The following is an 18,972-nucleotide window of genomic DNA, read 5'->3' as shown; positions in this document are numbered from 1 at the left end:
AGGAGCACGCAGTATGAGTGATTTTGTGATTAATGCCCAATCTGAAGTGATCATGCACTTCGATTTAAAGCTGGAAGACGGTTCTGCCGCTGACAGTACCCGCCTGAATAAGCCGGCCAAGCTGGTGATGGGCGATGGCAGCCTGACACCTAACTTTGAAGCGTGCCTGCTGGGTTTGAGTAAGGGCGATAAAAAGGCCTTTACGCTGGCCCCTGAAGACGCTTTCGGTCAGCCTAATCCGGATAATATCCATCATATGGAACGCACCCGTTTCAGCCATGATCTAAACCTTGAGGAAGGTATGATCGTGGCGTTTTCACAGCCTGACGGCAGCGAAGTACCGGGCATTGTCAGAAGTCTTGCCGGAGATTCTGTTACCGTAGATTTCAATCATCCGCTGGCAGGTCAGACGGTGATTTTCGATGTCGAGATAATCGACGTTATTAATTCTGCAGCGTAAGGTTTAGCGGAGCTTTTATGCAAATACATCTTGCCAACCCCCGTGGCTTCTGTGCGGGTGTAGACCGTGCCATCACAATTGTTGAACGTGCACTGGAAATGTTCAGCCCGCCTATCTATGTACGTCATGAAGTGGTCCACAATAAATTTGTTGTGGACGGACTAAAAGAGCGTGGCGCACTGTTTGTTGATGAGCTTGATGAAGTGCCGGATGACAGCATCGTTATTTTTTCAGCTCACGGCGTTTCTCAGGCAGTACGAAAAGAAGCAGAAGCCCGCGGACTGAAAGTGTTTGATGCAACCTGTCCGCTGGTAACGAAAGTGCATATGGAAGTGACACGCGCCAGTAAAACCGGCACGGAATGTATCCTCATCGGTCACGCCGGACACCCTGAAGTAGAAGGTACAATGGGGCAGTACAATAATCCGGAAGGTGGCATTTATCTGGTGGAATCCAGCGAAGATGTTGCAAAGCTGGAAGTGAAGGATCCGCAGCATTTGTATTTCTGCAGTCAGACTACGTTATCGGTAGATGATACTGCGGATGTTATCGATGCACTCAGAGACAAATTCCCGGCAATCAGCGGTCCACGCAAAGACGACATTTGTTACGCTACGCAAAACCGTCAGGATGCCGTGCGTGAATTGGCGACAGATTGCGAAGTGTTGCTGGTTGTCGGTGCTACTAATAGCTCCAACTCCAACCGTCTGCGTGAACTCGCGGAGAAAATGGGGGCGCAGGCGCATCTTATTGCCGATGAAAATTGTATTCAGAAAGCGTGGCTTGAAGGTGTTGAACACATCGGTGTTACCGCCGGTGCCTCTGCGCCGGAAGTGCTGGTGCAGCGGGTAGTCAATCAGCTTAAGGCATGGGGAGCGCAAAGTGCTTCTGAACGTCCCGGACGTGAAGAAAACGTAGAATTTGCCGTGCCTAAAGAGTTACGTATTAAACAAGTCAGTTAACTCCTTCACCGTTACGCCTTTCTTCATCGCGGAGTGTTGCTGCTCCGCGAATTATACTTTTCAATACCCAACGATTTCTGCCGATACTTATTAAAATGCCCCTCTGATGTAGGATAAATGCGGGGTAAGTTTAATTTTTGAACAGGTAGACTAGTTATGCGTCAGCATACGTTGCAAAAACGGCAAACCGGTGTGGGCTTCATTGAAGTCCTCATAACGTTGTTCGTGCTTGCTATCGGTCTGCTTGGCGTTGCATCTCTGCAATTTGTGGGTTCTTTTGCGAACAGGGATGCGATAAGCCGCACACAGTCTGAACTGGTTGCCGAACAGGTAGCAGAGCGGTTACGGGCTGCCACGCGGCCGGCCACGGCAGGCGACGGAATGGTAGTGAATAACGCTTATTTCACCAGTAACAATTATAATTTTGCCACGCTGTCCTGTGGTTCCGGTGATACGTATGCGTGTCACTGTCTGAGCCTGCCTTCTTCCATTCCCGACTGTGAAAGCGGCACATGCAGCGAAGCACAGATAGCGCAGTACGATGCGTGGTCATTGTCCTGTGCAGCAGTACAAACTAATAAAGCCATTACACTGGATGTGTCCTGCACTGACAGTAACAGCGGAGATGCTGACACCTGCTCAGCAGGCTCCCGCATTCATATTATGCTGACCTGGCCGGTTTCGTCTTCCTCCAGGCAACAGTACACGTTAAATACCCGGTGTAACCCTGACTCCGGCGACAGTAATGCCTGCGTGGTTAAGGACATCACACTATGAATCAGCGGGGCTTTACCTTAATCGAAATGATGATCGCGCTGGTGCTGGGTCTGGTGATCAGCGGTGCAGTGATCCAGACAATGGTCAGTTCCAGAGTGACAAATTCCCTGAATCAGGCGGTCAGCCAGGTGCAGGAGTCAGGACGTTTTGTTATGGCAAGGCTGAACCGCGAAGTTATTGAGGCCGGGCGCTACGACCAGGTAGTAGCCAGAGTGGATACCACGGTAGACCCCCTTGTTGAAGCGGCATTTATTCAGAACCGTCCTGTCGGCTTGCCGGGGGATTATCTGTCCAGCGCATCCCTTGGCTCAAGCCAGGGCGGAAGCGGCGCTGATGATGAACTGGTAGTGAATTTTCTGGGGCGGGAGGATTGCACCGGAAACCGTTATGGCTACACAGGCAATGACGAATTTCACGTGGTTAACCGTTACTACGTGTCCGGAGAAAAACTCTATTGTTCAGGATACGATGGCAGGGCATTGCGTGGTGTAAAAACGGCAACAGGTACCAGCAAGTCAGTGGTTCTGATGGACAATGTCGTGAGTTTTCAGGTGCAGTACGGGGTTACGGCCACCGCCACCGGTTCTCAGGGACAAGCTGTTCAGTACGTCACCGCCAGCCAGTTGTCAGCATTGCGGGCGGTTAACCGTCAGGTTGTATCGGTACGCATCGGGGTGTTGTTAAAAAGTGATGCCTCTCAGGTCTCAAATATCGCCAGCCGCAATATAGCCGTACTGAATGAGAGCGCGGTAACTACTGACAGCGGGCACTATTTTCAGGTGTTCACGCAAACACTGGCGTTACGCAATATGAAGAATTTTGTGAGGAGCCTGTGATGCAAGGATTAAAGCCTCAGCAAGGCATGGTACTTATTCTGGCGCTGCTTATTTTATTATCACTGACTATCCTGGGTGTCAGTGCTGTGTCGTCAAGTCTTGGGCAGAGTAAAATGGCTGTGTCGATGCAGCGTTCCGGGCAGGCTTTCGATGCTGCGGAAGCGGCACTGGCCGGGGTGTTTTTTGAAGCTGAAGACGAAATTTTACTGACCGATTCCAGTAAAACCGATCCCTTGTCAGAAGCCCGTCAGGGAACTCAGTTTGATCCGGATTCCGATACATTGAGTTGTTCTGATCAGAACTGGACTGACCGTCGGGTAACTACCTCAGTACTGAATACCGGCTCAGAACACAACGGAAGCGGTAATTATCAGAATGATATGCGTACTGAAAGCTGGTCGAAAACCGCTTTCGTACGTGAGCAGGCCTGCAGAGGCTCAAGTAATGTGATTGGTGGTAGTAACGTTAACTGTCACGTGTTTGTTGTCAGAGGGTGTGGCAAGGTAGCCGAGCGTTCAACGGTGGTGGCAAATACCGTGACTGCCGCTGTTATCGCGCCCGCTTCGCAGTAGGAATTATGAAAATGAAAAAAGTATCACGCTGGTTTATTTCATTTCTTATGTGGTCGTGCATCGGCTTCGCGGCATGGGGTGACGATCTGGATATTTATCTCGGGACAGCAGACTCATCGAAAACCTATTTGCCGAATGTACTGTTCATTATGGATACATCGGGCAGTATGGCGGCTTATGACAACACCAGTCAGACAAGGATGCTCAGAGTACAAAATGCGCTGAAAGCGGCGCTGGACCAGGCAACCAATATTAATGCCGGCCTGATGCGTTTCTCTGATTATGGCGGCCCAGTACTCTTTCCGTTACAGGGAATTGATGAAGCCATCAATCCTGAGCTGATCACGTCAACCGGCGGCAGTACTGACGATGCTTCCGAGATAAATGGTTCGGTGTATGTGAACACCAATGCGGTTTATTTCACCTACGGTACGGCGACGGTAACAAGCGGTTTGCGTTTTACCGGTTTAAATATTCCTCAGGGCGCCACGATTACCGGCGCTTATATGCGTCTGACGTCCTCACAGTTAAACTCAGCGGCTTCTGTGATCACTATTCGCGGTGAACTGGCGGCCGACAGTCAGCCGTTTTCCACAGCATCATCTGATATTTCATCAAGAGCCACAACCGCAAGTCAGGTTGACTGGACCACTGATAATGAGTTTCCCGTCACTGATGATGTGATTTCAACACCGGATTTTTCACCAGTCATACAGGAAATCGTTGATCAGGCGGGCTGGTGTGGCGGTCAGAACCTGAGTCTTATTCTTGAAGGTAGCAGTACTGACAGCAGCAGTGAGCGCAAAGCCAGATCGGCAGATTACGGCACCACAGGCTCACCGCAGCTGGTGGTCACCTATGATGAATCTACCGCCACAGGCTGTATTTCAGGTGAAAGCCTGTTTCAGGTGTCTTCCACCAGGGACAACGCTGAGGAAAAGAACAATGGCTATCAGTCCACCGGTACTGAGCTGACCATGAATTCAAACTACAACGCGTACATCGGCATGCGTTTTACCAATATTAATGTGCCAAAGGACGCTACCATCAATAAAGCTTATCTCGTCTTTACCGGTTATGACTATCACGGCGGCAGTGCGTCCATGAAAATTTCAGCATCAGCAGAAAATGATGCTGAGAATTTTAAGAACTATAGCCGCTATCTGCTTAGAAATAAGTCTAAGACCAGTGGTATTACCTGGAACATGCCCACCTTTTATCGTAAATGGCAGCATGTCTCTCCGGATATTTCCAGCGTGGTTCAGGAAGTGGTTAATCGTGGTGGCTGGAGCGCCGGGAATGATTTAATGCTGATATTAAGTGATTTCTACGGTGACCGTGGAGCTTATTCGGTGAATGGCAGTGCGTCACGTGCACCACAGCTTTACATTCAATTTAACGGCAATGCAACGCCGGGGGTTTCTTCCACCGTACGTGAACACCTTATCGGCAAAGTGGACGAACTTAAAGCCAGTGGTTACACCCCCATTGTGGATACCCTGTACGAGGCAACCCGCTATTATGGCGGCTTGTCTGTGGACTATGGCCTGACCCGCGGTAACAACAATGTGTCAGGTGATGTGCGTAAGAGTACCCGTGTCAGCCACCGTAATTCTTACAGCGGCTCAGATCCGGTTCGTCCTTACGGATGCAGTGATGACAACCTGAGTGATGCGGATTGTATTAACGAATACATTCCATCCGGTGCAACCTATATTTCTCCGGTCACAGATTTGCAGTGTCAGACCAATAACCACATCGTGTTACTGTCTGACGGTGAAGCAAACAGTAACCACAGTGTCAGTAAAATTCAGTCTATGCTGGGTAAGTCCTGCACCGGTTCCGGTGGTGAAAAGTGCGGTCTGGACCTGGTGAAGAACATCAGTAAAACCGAAACGTCTGTGATAGACCGTCGTGTTATCACCCACACTATCGGTTTTGCTGCCAACAGCAATGCGAACAACTTCCTTAACCAGATCGCGCTGCAAAGCGGCGGTGGTTTCTATCAGGTGGATAACAGTGATGATTTGCTTACGGCTTTCCAGACTATCCTGCGTTCAGTAAAAGATGTAAATGCTACCTTTGTGTCACCGGGTGTGGCCGTTAACCAGATGAACCGTCTGACCCACAAAGACGAGCTGTATTTTGCTTTATTTAAGCCATCAGAGGGCACTATCTGGCCCGGTAACGTGAAAAAATACAAAATTAGCGGTGACACGATTCTGGATAAAAATGGCGCAGGAGCAGTGGACTCTGTAACAGGATTCTTCTCAGATTCATCTCACAGCTACTGGTCCACGCTGGCCGATGGCAACGATGTGAGGGAAGGCGGAACGGCCAGCCAGATGAATATCAACCGTAATGTGTATTTCTTTGACTCACCCGGTTCTATTGCATCCAGTCTGAATGCCGTGCATGAGAACAATGCGCTCATTACCACCGCAGATCTGGCAATTACCACGTCATCTAATCCGGTAACCTTGAGAAGTGAGTTGCTGAAATGGTCACGGGGGGTCGACGTTAAAGATTCTGACGGTGACGGCGACTCCTCTGATGTGCGCCTGCAAATGGGCGACCCAATTCACTCTCAGCCGGTCATTGTTAACTACGGTACCAATGATTCAGCCATTTTTGTTGCAACCAATCAGGGGTTCCTGCATTCCTTTGATGCCGCCACCGGTAAAGAAAACTTCGCGATTATTCCGAAAGAGCTGATGGCCAATCTGCACGACTTTTACCAGAATGCCTCTTCGTATACACACATCTATGGCCTTGACGGTGATATGGTTCTGCGCACAGTCGGCAGTAAAACCTACCTGTATCTTGGCATGCGTCGTGGTGGCAGTAATTATTATGTATTCGATGTAACCAGCAAAACATCTCCCAAACTGGTATTTGCAATCCGTGGCGGCACAACCGGACTTGAGAAAATGGGACAAACCTGGTCCCGTCCTACCATTACCAAAGTGAAAATGGGCAGTACCGAAAAGAATGTCATGATTGTGGGTGGTGGTTACGCAGACGGTCACGATACAAAGCTGACAAGGGATCCTGACGGTATTGGTAATGCTGTGTACATGTTTGATGCCGATACCGGTGCGTTGCTCTGGCACGCCAGTAACAGTGATGCAAACCTCAATATTGCTGAGATGCAGTACAGCATTCCAAGCCGGATTTCAGTGATTGACCGTGATAACGATGGATATGCAGACCATATGTATGTGTCAGACATGGGCGGGCAGTTGTTCCGTATGGATATCTACAACGGCAAAACTGGCAGCGACTTTGTTAAAGGTGCCCGTATCGCTGATTTAGGCGGGGCAACCAATACAGATAACCGCCGTTTCTATTACGGTGCAGATGTCTCTGAAATCGCGCTGGGCGATGAGTTATTCTACGGCGTCGCTATCGGCTCTGGCTGGCGCGCCTCGCCGCTGGATGTAGATGTGGATGACCGTTTCTATTTCATTAAAGACAAAGGTGTTTTTGAACACGACAGCAACGGCGAATATGTGTTTAACACAGGCGTAACTGAATCCACTCTGTACGATGCCACTAATTCGCTACTGAGCAGTTCAGACGCCAACACACAAAGTGTGGCGGCAACCCAGCTTGCAGGGAAAGATGGCTGGTTTATAAAGCTGACTACCGGAGGGGAAAAAGTGTTGTCTTCACCTCTGATCATTGATTACAAAATTTTCTTTACCACGTATGTACCTGCTGCGAGCTCAGAAAGTGACTGTGCGCCACCTACCGGTAACAGCCGTGCGTATCTGGTAGATATGTTGACGGGTAATGCAGTGGATGATCTGAATAATGACGGTGATATTGATGAAAAGGATCGCTACGCTGAGCTGAAACAGACCGGTATTGCGCCTGAAACGAAAATTCTCATTGAGGAAATCGTGGAACCGGTAGTTTGTCTGGGCACAGAGTGTGTGTCTGCAGTGATCAGCGTCGACCAGGATGGTAACGAAGAGCAGTGCACATCGGCCTTTGCCTGTCTGGCACAAAATATCTTCGGCCGCTTCGAACGGGTACAGCAAAACAGCTGGACCACAGAGAAAGAGCGCCAATAATGAAAAAGGATAAAATGAAAGAGATGCGTGGTTTTACTCTGATTGAACTGATGATTGCGGTGGCTATTGCGGGCATCCTGGTGGCGGTAGGATATCCCGCTTATCAGGGTGTTATTCAGGAAAGCTACCGTAAGACGGCACAGTCTGATTTGATGGCGTTCGCAGCAGCAATGGAACGTCATCATACCGGTGGTTTTACTTATGAGGGCGCTGCATCGGGTGGTAGTGATACCGGTACACCAACTATTTTTAATAACTGGTCACCGGCCTCTGAAAGTGCCTCAGATAAGCGCTATACCCTGACCATCCAGGCTGCCTCTGCAACAGATTACGAGATAAAAGCTACGCCGGTGTCCGGTACCAGTCAGGCATCGGATGGTATCATTTTGTATTACAGCGACGGGCGTAAAGCCTGGGATGAAAATAACAGCGGCAGTATCGACAGCTCAGAGTATTGCTGGTCCTGCTGATCCCTCTCATGGTGTTAAAGCATTCAGCCGGCTGATTTTACGCACATCTGCAGAAATGAGCGGGTGAGGGCTGCTCACCGTGACCGGACTACTGGCTTGAATGCCGTCATGACTTTTCCATTTCACCGACAGGGTACCGGATTTCAGTACCGGCCAGGGAACATCTGCTGTTGCCGCAGTGCCGGTTACATTTCCTGAATGGATATAGCGGGGCTGGATTTGCCAACTGACTGTGAACTGCATTGCCGGCGCAACCGGTCCGCTGTTCACTGTATGCGTACCACTGACCACGTTGGCTGACAGGTTATTTCCCTGATTAAAAAAGTCAGCCATTTCACTGGTACCGTTTCTTCCGGTATCTGACAATTGTTTGCCCAGTGTCTGCGCGAGTAGTAATCCCTGACTTGCGTCATGAAGTGCCAGCGCTGCAGAAATGCTTGATTGCATGGTCATCAGGCTGGCAGTGAGAGAGCCGGTTAAAAGAATAAATGCCACCAGCAATTCAGTCTGTATAAATCCTTTCATCGTTAACTGTCCCGTCATGGATGTGCTGTCCCGGGTACTATGCCGGTTTGTTGTAAAAAAGGGTGGTGTTGCAGGTTTTGCAGAATAGTGTAGTGATAGGCCACACGGAGGTGACTGTCTGCCGTGGCGGGATGATTAAGTAGCAAACTGCCGTTAATAATGGCACTGTCTGAAATCTGTATTTTACGGCTAAAACCGCTGTTGTTTCTGTAACTGACAACAACGCCGTTCACCACCGCATTATCTTCCATTTTGATATGACCATTTTCTATAATGAGCAACACAGGCGACGCATTGTTGCCCAGGGTTTTGTTACCTGAAAGCGTACAGTCACCTTTTACATATACGATGACATCTGTGGCGGGCAGAGCCTGACAGTCCGTGTAGATATTGCGGCTCAGAAGAGCAATGATGGTTAAGTCAGCGTTATCCAAATCCAGCCCGAAGAGATAATCTCCCGGTGGTATAGCGATTTTATTATCTGCATCTTTGATATCAGCACTTTTAAACGGCGTATTACTCAGCGGTGATACCGGACATAAGTCCTGACCGGTAAATGAATCTGCACAGGTCATCCTGCCATTGACTGACATATCAACAGAAGCTGCGGACCACAATGAATAAACAAAATCCGGATGAGACCCTGCCGGCGGGAGATACAGCGCAAATGTGCCCAGTAACGGCGTTGAACCGTTGTACACCACAGGTGCGGCCGGAATGGAGAGCAAAAAAGGAAACTTTGTCAGTTCCACACGGGAGCTGAGCATACCATTGTCCACTGCGCGGCTGACATCCAGAGTGATGTTGTGAACTGTTGCATGGCGGACAGTCTGAACACCCGGCTGGCTTAACACCATGTTCGCGCCGGAAAGCGGGGCAGGTGGCCAGCTGGCGGCATAATTAATTTCGGCCTGAGCCTGAATCACATCACCGGCAAGATCTGCACGGGTAACTACTGCATTTTTACGTAACAGAAACTGCGTAGCAGATCCGGACAGCATAACAGTCAGTGTGGCACCTGCCGGTACAACAATTAGCAATAACAGTAACACTGTGCCGGTCCATATTGCTCCGTGCGGTACTAATTTGATGCCGGAGCATTGCTGCCTGTGTTTTCGGGCCAGTCTAATCATGATATACCGTGACAATGAATGTATTTTGTCTGGAAATGTCACTGGCTGTTTTGAGACCCATGGCAAGAGAAACGATGATATCGGTGGTTTGCTGTTTCCTGTCCAGACTCACAGTAAACTGACTGACAGTCACAAAATTTGGATCGGTAATATCCTGCCATCCGGACTGAGTACATGTGCGGCCGTTAATCCGCGTTTCCAGCGCCTTGCCTCTGAGTCTGAAACCTCTTCTCTCATTCACAGGCTGACTGTCAATGACGCCGTTCAGATTGAGATCTGATGCATAAATAATACAACTGCCGGCGGGTTCATTTCCGTAAGCGCCGCTTGCCAGCTTTGAGGTGAACGTTGTATCCGGATTCCCTGACTGAATGAGCGTTTGCAGGTAATTTCCCGTTTTACCGCTTTCCCTTAACTGTTGCCGCAGTAACGATGTGACACGAACCATTTCATCTTCCAGCAACAGAGCACTTGTCTGGCGTTGCTGACTGTTTTTCACTGAAGCAATCAGTGATGCTGAGGTGGCAATGAGCGTCAGGCCGGTCGCCATGGAAATGAGCATGCCGGACAGACTGAAGCCCGCCTGAATTTTTAACATGCCCGGTATCCTCCGTAGTCCATATTTTCAAGACAAACGCGGATGCGGCCCTGGCTGCTTACAATCATCTTGCCCCGAAGTCCTGACACATCGAATGTCAGGGAGCCTGCATTACCGGAAGCTTTGCCGCTACCCTTGCTGAACCGGGCAAAATGAGCCGGGTTAAAAGTATTATTAACCAGTGATGTGGCCGGGTAGCCGCCACTGTTCACCGGCTTAAAAAGTGCTGAGGCTGAGCAGGACGCAGGAATATTGCAATGACACACCGTTGACGTAACCACCGTACACCAGGATGTGCCGGCATGGATGGCAATGTAACCGTGCTGGCCGCCGGCAAGTGCCACAGACTGCGCCCGTCTGAATTGCAGTTGTACTGCATCCAGCAACCTGGTCAGTTGTCCCAGACGATATTGATGTTGAATAGCAGGCAAAGAAAGACTCGCGACTATCGCTGTTATGGCAAGTCCGGCCAGCAGTTCTGTAAGCGAAAATCCCTGACGCATGACAACTGTCCTTATAGGCGGCAGCGAACTGGTCTGCCGTTTTGATAAAGTGATGTCAGTCTATTTTGTGAGCAGGGAATTGTATGCTGTACCAAAGGAAAGATTTTTTATCTCAGCGGGGTGTGACGCTGATGTCACTGATGATGGCACTGGCTGTCACCGGTATTCTCAGTGCATTGTCAGTACCCGGCTTCGTTGATTTGCTAAACCGGCACGAACAGCAACAGGCAAGAAGTCAGCTGCTGCGGTGGCAGGCAGAGCAAATACGGTTTCGTCTGGCGAATGCGGGTTATGCCGGTCAGGTGGCGTTATCGGCCCCGGTCATTAAGAAGTATACGTTCACGGTCATTAATGTTTCTGCAGGCGGGTATGTACTTCGTGCTGACCGGATTAAAGGGTTAAACGATGGCTGCGATACGTTGACGCTGGATGCTGCAGGCACATATGCGCCTGTAAAATGCTGGCATTAGCAGGACAAATCGCTGCCGTTGAGATCTTCTTTAATGCCGTTACCACTGGCATCTGTGGCAACAGATACGCGGCCGTATAAGGTAATCAGCACGGCCGATGCGGCTTTGGCATCCTTTGACGACGGGCAAATTTTGATGGTGACAGCATTGCTGACACTGCCATCAGCGGCAAACGTCAGGGTGCCTGATACTCCGTCCAGTCCAAGGCCGGTACCCAGAGGATCAGTAGAGAGTATAAGCGGTTCATCGTTGTCTCTGGCACCATTCAGATTGGCATCCATAAAAACGATTTTTGCCTGAGTCCAGTCATTTGAACAATTTTTGTAGTCAGATGTGGGGCAAAGCAGGGTAGTCTGCTCCTGATCAATGGCGGTGAAACGGGCCATCCGCACAGCGCCGCTGATATCATTTACTGCCGCTATCACCCTGTTTTGCTGGAGAACGGACTGCATGGCAGGTGCGCCGACAGTGATCAGCAGAGCCATGATGGCTACAGTGATCATCAGTTCTATCAGAGACAGTCCTTTTTGCGCGTTCATACCTGATGCAATTATTCAGTTACCCGAAGGTCAGATTAACCGAAATGCACAGAAAATGCGTATATAAAAGACAGCAAACGGCTGGATCTCTATACTTTACCGAGCAAAGTAAAATGCAGTTCCGGTGTGGTAATTTGCAGGTCAAAGAGATGCTTTGTCTATGTACGTCAGGCAATCTTTGTGTAAACTATTGCAATAACGACATAGACTTAGTCGTATCAGTTCACTAAACAACGAGTAGCAAGTTATGAAAAAAATTGAAGCGATTATCAAGCCGTTCAAGATGGATGATGTTCGTGAGGCACTGGCCGAAGTAGGAATTGCCGGCATGACTGTCACCGAAGTAAAAGGCTTTGGACGTCAGAAAGGGCACACTGAGCTTTATCGTGGTGCTGAATATCAGGTAGATTTTCTGCCAAAGATTAAAGTGGAACTGGTACTTGCAGACGATCAGGTTCAGCAGGCCATTGAAGCCATTGAGTCATCAGCAAAAACTGGCAAGATTGGTGACGGGAAGATCTTTGTTACCACGGTTGAAACGGCTATCCGTATTCGTACCGGTGAACAGAACGAAGAAGCGATCTGATACAAAAAAGCCGGTGAGCTGACGCTGCACCGGCTTCTTTTATTCCGTTCAGGGCTTAGTGGTTATGACCACAGCCACCTTCGCCATGTACATGACCATGTTCCAGCTCTTCCTGAGTCGGTTCACGGATATCTACTACTTCCACATCAAATTTCAAAGGTACGCCTGCCAGTGGGTGATTGCCATCCACAATCACTTCTTCTTCACTGACTTCAATTACGATCACAGATTGTTCGCCGCCCTCAGAAGTAGCTCGGAAAGACATGCCGGGTTGCACATCCATACCGTCAAACATTGACTTAGGTACGCTTTGTACAAGTTCATCTGCACGCTCACCGTAAGCTTTTTCAGGCGCTACAGCGACGTCGAATTTATCACCCTTATTTTTGCCCATCAGAGCATCTTCCAGACCTTCAATCAGGAAGCGTCTGCCGAGCAGCACAACCAACGGGTTTTTGCCTTCTGAAGAGTCCAGTGTAGTGCCGTCTTCTGTTGAAACGGTATAGTGTAGTGTTACCACACTGTCTGACGTGATTGTCATAATATTTCCTGTTTTGGGGTGTGTTTTCTCAACACGTGAATTTGCATTGCCTGCTATACAGTATATGGCAATGCGTAAAAACATGCCTGAACGTCAGGCGAGTCCGCCAGTCTGTGTGGCGTGTCTGCTTCTGTGTCGTTGGGCAGCACGGCCATGAACCAGGTCTCTTTGCCCAATGTAGCACAGCGGATAACAGTGCCGCCTCTGCGCCATCCTGTATCCAGTGCCTTCTCAACGGTATCACCTACTTTAACATCAATTGCCGCGGGTAAACAAAAGACGTATCCCGCGCGCTTATTTTTTCCCAGGTAACGGGTGCGGGCTACGACTTCCTGACCCATATAGCAGCCTTTATTAAAATCGATGCCGTCCAGCGCCTGTACGTTCATCATCTGGGGAACGAACTCATTAACCACTTCACCGCTGACTTCAGGAATACCCTGAGACACCATTAAGGCGTCATAAACGCAATAATTGTAAGTTTGGATGTTCTGTTCTGCCTGCCATTGTTCCAGCGTGCCGGCAGCGGTTTCACTGATAAGCAAAATAAACACATCCTGCGGATAATCTGCGCGGATCGCTACACCGTCAGAGTGCTGAACAGTGGCCAGTGTCTGCTCTGGCAGTGAGCCGAAAAACTCGCTTATCCATTGCTCTGCCTGTTTGCCTTTCACTGCATATTGCTTCAGTTGGCTGTCTTTTTTCTCAATGGTAACTTTTGAAAATACGCCGTATTTTTTTAACTGTTCCAGAGAGGTTTCTGCACAACCCGATGGCATCAGCATCAGAATGCTGTTCTGCCAGCGGCAAACAGTGCTAAGCGACCATGTCTTACCTTTAAAGTCACAATGCGCAGCATGGCGGGCTGTATTGTCAGCAAGATTTTTTACATTGATGGTCAGTTGTCCGTGCAGGTAATCATTTTGCTGCTCACCTTCAACAGCAATGACTGAGGAACCCGTCAGAGGAATAACAAAGTCTGAAACTAACTCATTAAGTGAATCTGGCGTTGACATAAACCGTCCGTAACTTTTAAACGTGAACTCTAACTATGGGGGGCGAATTGTAATTCACAAGTTGGTAATCTGACAAAAAGTACGGTGAGCCGGCGTAACTCTTCTGGTATAGTGCTGCCGTTCAATGAAGAGGTCCTAATTGATGTTCACTGAGAAAAGACGTAACCGGCTAAAGTGGGCATGCCGCCGGGGCATGCTGGAACTGGATGTATTATTTCTGCCATTCGTAGAAGAAGCATTCGACGACTTAAACGACGACGATCAGGTTTTATTTGAACGTTTACTTACCTGTGACGACCCCGATTTGTTTGCCTGGTTCATGGGCCATCAGAAATGTGAAGACCCTGAGCTGGCAAGAATGGTCAAAATCATTCTGGATCGTGTCAAAGTATAGCTTCGTTATCCGCTACCGTGCCATCCGGATGGCCGCAGTAGCTATCCCTCTTGTGGCTGCAGGCATCGCGATATGGTCATTGCCTGCCAGCGCCGCTTCGTGGTTTCCTGATTACACTATTTCCGTATTCCTGTGCTCTGTTGTGCCGGCCTTTCTGCTAATCCTGCTTGCCGGACAACAAAAGATGCGGCAAGGTTGTGAAAGCATATCGGTGGACGGCAACCGGTGGTATGAGCCTGCCCGCAGCGGTACAGTGAGGCCGCTGACAATATCATCCGGCAGCAAAGTGACGATTTTCGGTATTTACCTTGCCGGTACAGATTATGATGGCACAGCTTGCTATCGCTGGGTGTTACCGGGGGAATGTAAGAAGCTTTATTATCGTCGTCTGGTGAGACTGGTTCAGCATCAGTCACAAGGGGATTGAGTAACTATGATGAGTTTATTGTACCGGGCGCTGACGCACCGGCCTGACAAACAATTGCTGAAGCAATTTAAGCCTCCTGCGGTGCCGGGTGTTCATGGGGGGAAAACACAACTGATTAACCCCTCACATTATCACCGGTACTGTGATATTACCCACTGGCAGCACGGGGACAGACTGCACCCCTGTTATCTGCAGATGCTGTCTCTGCCATTGCAGATGCGGTGTCTGGCACACCCGCGAAGTCCGTTCCCCTTATTTGGCCTGGTACACAGGAAAAACCAAATCAGCCAGCAAAGCGGGATCAGGCTGTCTAAACCTGTCACTTTACGCACGGGTTTTTCTGCGGTTACACCTCACCGGCGGGGCTGGGATATTCATATGTATACCACTGCAACACAACAAGAGAGGGAATGCTACCGCGCAGAAGCTACTTATCTGGTGCGGGTAAAAGCGCCACATGTGGGCGACGGTGTGGAGCCTTCAGCGCAAGTGACTAAACACTCTGAGGAAACAGAGGTTGCAAAACGCTGGCAGAGCATTGCTAGTTTTTCTGCCCCGGCGGATGCCGGCCGGCGTTATGCAAAGATTTCAGAAGACGCCAACCCCATTCATTTAAGCGCATTTACAGCAAAGCTGTTTGGTTTTCCCAAAGCGATTGCCCACGGCATGTGGACGCTGGCCATGGCGGTGAGTTATGCAGAAACAGATAAAGCTGATCACAGCACTGATATAAATTGTGATTTTAAGCGTCCACTTTTTTTGCCCGGCAATGCGGACCTTAAAATTAGCAGGGGAGAGGGCACAACAGATTTCCTGTTGGAAAATTCAGCAAATGGTGAGCCATTAATAAAAGGTGCCGTTAAATCCGGCGAAACCGGTTCAGCGAAAAACTGAACCGGCGGTTGTTAAAGCTGCTCTTCTTCCCGGTAAGTACTGGTGGCCAGTGAACCGGGTTCAGGCTGACATTTGGCCGGTAATGGTTTGAGTACTGTGGGTCTGGCTTGCGGTAGCAGGTCCGGATAGTCCACATTGTAATGCAGGCCCCGGCTTTCCTTACGGTTCATTGCGCAACGTACAATCAGCTCTGCAACCGTCACCAGATTACGCAGTTCCAACAGGTTATTGCTGACCCGGAAGTGTGCGTAATATTCCTGAATTTCCTGACTCAGCAACTGGATCCGTCGCAGTGCGCGCTCAAGTCTTTTGTTGGTGCGGACAATACCCACGTAATCCCACATGAACAAACGCAGTTCATGCCAGTTATGTTGAATGATGACTTCTTCGTCTGAATTCGTAACCTGTGATTCATCCCAGGGCGCAATCGTCTCTTCAGTGTAGTCGTCCTGCAAATGAGTAAGGATGTCTTTCGCGGCAGCTGCGGCGTAGACCACACATTCCAGCAGAGAGTTTGATGCCATGCGGTTCGCACCATGCAGGCCGGTATAAGCTACTTCACCAATGGCATAAACGTTATCGAGGTCAGTTTTGGCATTAAAGTCAGTCATCACACCACCGCAGCTATAGTGCGCGGCAGGCACCACAGGAATAGGCTCCTTAGTGATATCGATGCCCACAGACAGACACTTGCGGTAAATGTTCGGGAAATGCTTTTCAATGAAGTCAGCCGGCTTATGACTGATATCCAGATACATACAGTCAGCACCCAGACGTTTCATCTCGTAGTCGATGGCACGGGCAACAATATCCCTGGGCGCTAAATCGCCCCGCTCATCGAAGCGTGTCATAAAGCGTGTCCCATCAGCATGGCACAGCTGTGCACCTTCACCCCGCAGTGCTTCGGTAATCAGGAAGTTTCTTGCCTGAGGATGATACAAACAGGTGGGATGGAACTGATTGAATTCCATATTCGCCACACGGCAACCAGCACGCCAGGCCATGGCAATACCGTCACCGCTGGACACATCCGGATTAGATGTGTACTGATACACTTTGCTCGCGCCGCCCGTGGCCAGCACAATGAAACGGCTGCGGATAACTTCCACATGGGCCTGTTCCAGATTCCACGCATACACACCGGTACAGTGCAGGTTATTACTGCGGGACTTAATTAAGTCGATGGCGTTGTACCGTTCCAGAAACCGGATATTGGGGTGGGATGACACCGCATCATTCAGAGTAATTTGCAGCGCTTCACCGGTTGCATCGGCAGCATGTAAAATACGGCGGTGACTGTGACCACCTTCACGGGTCAGGTGAAAACGCTCCTCACCCTGCTCATTCGTTTCAGTATCAAAAGGTACGCCGTGATTTATCAGCCAGTTCAGTGCATCTTTAGCATTTTGGGCTGTGAAGCGTACTGCGTCTTCTTCACACAATCCTGCGCCGGCATTTAATGTGTCAGCAACATGTGCTTCAACAGAATCATGTTCGTCGAAAACGGCGGCAATACCGCCCTGGGCGTATCGGGTCGATCCTTCATTGCGGTCGCTTTTGCTCAGCACAATCACATTACAATGATTTGCCAGTTTGAGCGCCAGACTTAATCCGGCAGCACCACTGCCGATGACTAAAACATCACATTGGTGCTCAATTCCTTTCGGATCCGCTGATGTTAGTGAAGAAGCCACTGATTTCATGGTATTTTAGCGGTTTACTTGTAGGCTAAGGTCCGGCAAGTCTAAAGGAAGCACAGCAAAACGCAAAGCATAGAGCGCGCGTCTGCAGGATTTTTCTTATATTATTTATTGATAATTTAAAGATTGTCCGCATTTTTTGCGAACTTATTGGGAATAATGCAGTCTACCTGATGCTTGCATGAGCTGTTTATGTGGTAGATGTTAAGGAGAAATAGCTCGGATGAGCGAGCAGATAACCGATCAACAGATTGTTGAAAAGGTACAAAGCGGTGATAAAAATGCATTTAACTTACTGGTAACCCGTTATCAGCATAAAGTAATGCATTTGGTGTCTCGATATGTCAAAAACTCCGGTGACGTTGCAGATGTCACTCAGGATGCGTTTATCAAGGCTTACCGCGCGTTACCAAATTTTCGCGGCGACAGTGCGTTTTACACCTGGTTGTACCGCATTGCCGTTAACAGCGCTAAGAATTATCTTGTGGCACAGGGGCGAAAGCCGCCTGCAAATGATGTCGACGCTGAAGACGCAGACTATTATGAAGGCAGTGATGCGCTGAAAGAGCAATCCACGCCGGAACGCAGTTTGTTGTCTGATGAACTCGAAGCTACATTATTCCGTGTTGTGGAGAAGTTACCCGACGATTTACGTATGGCAATTACCCTGCGGGAAATTGAAGGTTTAAGTTATGAGGAAATCGCCAGCGTAATGGGGTGTCCTGTCGGTACAGTCCGCTCCCGGATCTTCCGGGCACGTGAGGCAATCGACAAGGTCATACAGCCATTGTTAGAAAATTGATTTTTTTTCACGATGAAATTGAACTTTCACGGGATGAAACGAACTAACTAGCTGTGTTAAGGTGGTAAACGATCATTTCGATCAGGATTTTATAATATGACGCAACAGCAAGAAAAATTGTCAGCCTTTATGGATGGCGAGACAAACAGCGCTGACATCATGGATGCAATCCTTAATGATGAAGAGCTAAAAACAAAGTGGAAGCGATATCATGTTATTCGTAGTGGTTTACGTAAAGAAGCCACGGTCGCACCTCAGTTAGACATTACTGCTGCGGTAGCCGCTGCCTTAGAAAGTGAACCTACAGTGATGGCGCCGAAGCGTTCAGGCTGGAAATCATTGCCGCTGGTTGGTAGTGTGGTGCCATTCGCCAAACAAGGTGGACAATTCGCCGTTGCTGCTTCTGTAGCTGTGGCGGTGATTCTGGGTGTTCAACAAATGAATCAGCCGGAACCTGCAGAACCGTTCTCTACGTTTGAGACGAATACCCGTCTGGGTGGTCTTTCTCCGGTTAGTCTGGAACAGACCCGTACGATTCCGCGCAATGATATGAATGTTGTGCTGGAGAAAAAGCGTAAGATCAATGCTATCATCGCTGACCATGAACAACAGATTCAGCTGAAGCAGGCAGAAGATCAAAGTAAAGCCGTAGAAGAACGTGCTGAGTCTGACGCTAATCCAAATTAAG

At 49.2% G+C, this 18,972-nt stretch carries 22 protein-coding genes; 14 read left to right on the top strand and 8 right to left on the bottom strand.

The window, feature by feature from the left end; translation table 11 throughout:
* The first annotated feature begins 13 nt into the window (after positions 1-13).
* The 7 genes from fkpB to ACXAH4_RS11990 all read left to right on the top strand — a co-directional run bounded on the left by fkpB (position 14) and on the right by ACXAH4_RS11990 (position 8,156).
* Positions 14-460 carry an FKBP-type peptidyl-prolyl cis-trans isomerase gene (fkpB, locus tag ACXAH4_RS12020; protein WP_119501965.1) on the top strand — a complete coding sequence of 149 codons (447 nt, stop codon included), beginning with the start codon at positions 14-16 and terminating at the stop codon, positions 458-460.
* 17 nt (positions 461-477) lie between these two features.
* The gene (ispH, locus tag ACXAH4_RS12015; protein WP_119501964.1) at positions 478-1,422 is read left to right on the top strand and encodes a 4-hydroxy-3-methylbut-2-enyl diphosphate reductase; all 945 of its coding nucleotides are present in this window, start codon (positions 478-480) and stop codon (positions 1,420-1,422) included.
* A 156-nt stretch (positions 1,423-1,578) separates the two neighbouring features.
* Complete coding sequence (locus ACXAH4_RS12010) at positions 1,579-2,199, top strand: type IV pilus modification PilV family protein (protein WP_303573082.1); 621 nt, start codon at positions 1,579-1,581, stop codon at positions 2,197-2,199.
* The gene (locus ACXAH4_RS12005) at positions 2,196-3,035 is read left to right on the top strand and encodes a PilW family protein (RefSeq protein ID WP_474848027.1); all 840 of its coding nucleotides are present in this window, start codon (positions 2,196-2,198) and stop codon (positions 3,033-3,035) included. The genes ACXAH4_RS12010 and ACXAH4_RS12005 overlap by 4 nt, the downstream gene beginning before the upstream one ends.
* On the top strand, positions 3,035-3,607 hold the full coding sequence (locus ACXAH4_RS12000; protein ID WP_119501961.1) for a PilX N-terminal domain-containing pilus assembly protein: 573 nt from the start codon (positions 3,035-3,037) through the stop codon (positions 3,605-3,607). The genes ACXAH4_RS12005 and ACXAH4_RS12000 overlap by 1 nt, the downstream gene beginning before the upstream one ends.
* Before the next feature lie 11 nt (positions 3,608-3,618).
* Positions 3,619-7,686, top strand: coding sequence for a PilC/PilY family type IV pilus protein (locus tag ACXAH4_RS11995; RefSeq protein ID WP_474882035.1), 4,068 nt, complete (start codon positions 3,619-3,621; stop codon positions 7,684-7,686).
* Positions 7,686-8,156, top strand: a complete 471-nt coding sequence (locus ACXAH4_RS11990; protein WP_119501960.1) for a type IV pilin protein — start codon at positions 7,686-7,688, stop codon at positions 8,154-8,156. The genes ACXAH4_RS11995 and ACXAH4_RS11990 overlap by 1 nt, the downstream gene beginning before the upstream one ends.
* Before the next feature lie 6 nt (positions 8,157-8,162).
* Here the strand turns inward: ACXAH4_RS11990 and ACXAH4_RS11985 are convergent, their stop codons facing one another.
* The 4 genes from ACXAH4_RS11985 to ACXAH4_RS11970 all read right to left on the bottom strand — a co-directional run bounded on the left by ACXAH4_RS11985 (position 8,163) and on the right by ACXAH4_RS11970 (position 10,915).
* The gene (locus ACXAH4_RS11985; protein WP_474882033.1) at positions 8,163-8,681 is read right to left on the bottom strand and encodes a hypothetical protein; all 519 of its coding nucleotides are present in this window, start codon (positions 8,679-8,681) and stop codon (positions 8,163-8,165) included.
* Positions 8,682-8,695: 14 nt separating this feature from the next.
* Positions 8,696-9,733: a hypothetical protein gene (locus ACXAH4_RS11980; protein ID WP_474842517.1), complete on the bottom strand. Its 1,038-nt coding sequence runs from the start codon at positions 9,731-9,733 to the stop codon at positions 8,696-8,698.
* 73 nt (positions 9,734-9,806) lie between these two features.
* Entirely contained in the window at positions 9,807-10,412 is a 606-nt protein-coding gene (locus ACXAH4_RS11975; RefSeq protein WP_474882031.1) for a hypothetical protein, read from the bottom strand.
* On the bottom strand, positions 10,406-10,915 hold the full coding sequence (locus ACXAH4_RS11970) for a prepilin-type N-terminal cleavage/methylation domain-containing protein (protein ID WP_474842513.1): 510 nt from the start codon (positions 10,913-10,915) through the stop codon (positions 10,406-10,408). Before ACXAH4_RS11970 ends, ACXAH4_RS11975 begins: the two co-directional genes overlap by 7 nt.
* Before the next feature lie 83 nt (positions 10,916-10,998).
* Between ACXAH4_RS11970 and ACXAH4_RS11965 the strand changes: the two genes are divergently transcribed.
* Positions 10,999-11,385 (top strand): type IV pilin protein, encoded by a 387-nt coding sequence (locus ACXAH4_RS11965; protein ID WP_474882030.1) that lies wholly within the window; start codon positions 10,999-11,001, stop codon positions 11,383-11,385.
* Here ACXAH4_RS11965 and ACXAH4_RS11960 read toward each other — a convergent pair.
* A complete protein-coding gene (locus ACXAH4_RS11960) occupies positions 11,382-11,924 on the bottom strand; it encodes a GspH/FimT family pseudopilin (RefSeq protein WP_303573090.1) in 543 nt (180 codons plus the stop codon). The genes ACXAH4_RS11965 and ACXAH4_RS11960 overlap by 4 nt on opposite strands.
* 247 nt (positions 11,925-12,171) lie before the next feature.
* On the opposite strand from ACXAH4_RS11960, the gene ACXAH4_RS11955 reads away from it, so the two are divergent.
* Positions 12,172-12,510, top strand: coding sequence for a P-II family nitrogen regulator (locus ACXAH4_RS11955; protein ID WP_119501953.1), 339 nt, complete (start codon positions 12,172-12,174; stop codon positions 12,508-12,510).
* A gap of 55 nt (positions 12,511-12,565) precedes the next feature.
* On the opposite strand, the gene ACXAH4_RS11950 is transcribed toward ACXAH4_RS11955, so the two are convergent.
* Positions 12,566-13,051: an FKBP-type peptidyl-prolyl cis-trans isomerase gene (locus tag ACXAH4_RS11950; RefSeq protein ID WP_303573091.1), complete on the bottom strand. Its 486-nt coding sequence runs from the start codon at positions 13,049-13,051 to the stop codon at positions 12,566-12,568.
* 53 nt (positions 13,052-13,104) lie between these two features.
* Complete coding sequence (gene ygfZ, locus ACXAH4_RS11945) at positions 13,105-14,067, bottom strand: CAF17-like 4Fe-4S cluster assembly/insertion protein YgfZ (protein ID WP_474882028.1); 963 nt, start codon at positions 14,065-14,067, stop codon at positions 13,105-13,107.
* 142 nt (positions 14,068-14,209) lie between these two features.
* Here ygfZ and ACXAH4_RS11940 point away from each other — a divergent pair, with 142 nt between their 5' ends.
* The 3 genes from ACXAH4_RS11940 to ACXAH4_RS11930 are packed head-to-tail and all read left to right on the top strand — an operon-like array spanning position 14,210 to position 15,782.
* Positions 14,210-14,461 carry an FAD assembly factor SdhE gene (locus ACXAH4_RS11940; protein WP_119501950.1) on the top strand — a complete coding sequence of 84 codons (252 nt, stop codon included), beginning with the start codon at positions 14,210-14,212 and terminating at the stop codon, positions 14,459-14,461.
* A complete protein-coding gene (locus tag ACXAH4_RS11935) occupies positions 14,448-14,888 on the top strand; it encodes a protein YgfX (RefSeq protein WP_474842502.1) in 441 nt (146 codons plus the stop codon). Before ACXAH4_RS11940 ends, ACXAH4_RS11935 begins: the two co-directional genes overlap by 14 nt.
* A 6-nt stretch (positions 14,889-14,894) precedes the next feature.
* Positions 14,895-15,782, top strand: a complete 888-nt coding sequence (locus tag ACXAH4_RS11930) for a MaoC family dehydratase (protein WP_474882026.1) — start codon at positions 14,895-14,897, stop codon at positions 15,780-15,782.
* Between the two features lie 11 nt (positions 15,783-15,793).
* Here ACXAH4_RS11930 and nadB read toward each other — a convergent pair whose 3' ends face one another.
* Entirely contained in the window at positions 15,794-17,485 is a 1,692-nt protein-coding gene (nadB, locus tag ACXAH4_RS11925) for an L-aspartate oxidase (protein ID WP_474869935.1), read from the bottom strand.
* Between the two features lie 220 nt (positions 17,486-17,705).
* On the opposite strand from nadB, the gene rpoE reads away from it, so the two are divergent.
* Both rpoE and ACXAH4_RS11915 read left to right on the top strand, forming a co-directional pair.
* The gene (rpoE, locus tag ACXAH4_RS11920) at positions 17,706-18,284 is read left to right on the top strand and encodes an RNA polymerase sigma factor RpoE (RefSeq protein ID WP_119501946.1); all 579 of its coding nucleotides are present in this window, start codon (positions 17,706-17,708) and stop codon (positions 18,282-18,284) included.
* A gap of 96 nt (positions 18,285-18,380) precedes the next feature.
* The gene (locus ACXAH4_RS11915) at positions 18,381-18,971 is read left to right on the top strand and encodes a sigma-E factor negative regulatory protein (RefSeq protein ID WP_119501945.1); all 591 of its coding nucleotides are present in this window, start codon (positions 18,381-18,383) and stop codon (positions 18,969-18,971) included.
* The last annotated feature ends 1 nt before the right edge of the window (position 18,972 follow it).

Source organism: Alteromonas sp. ABV2_168, from assembly GCF_056161165.1.
This window is presented reverse-complemented; position numbering and strand designations above follow the sequence as displayed.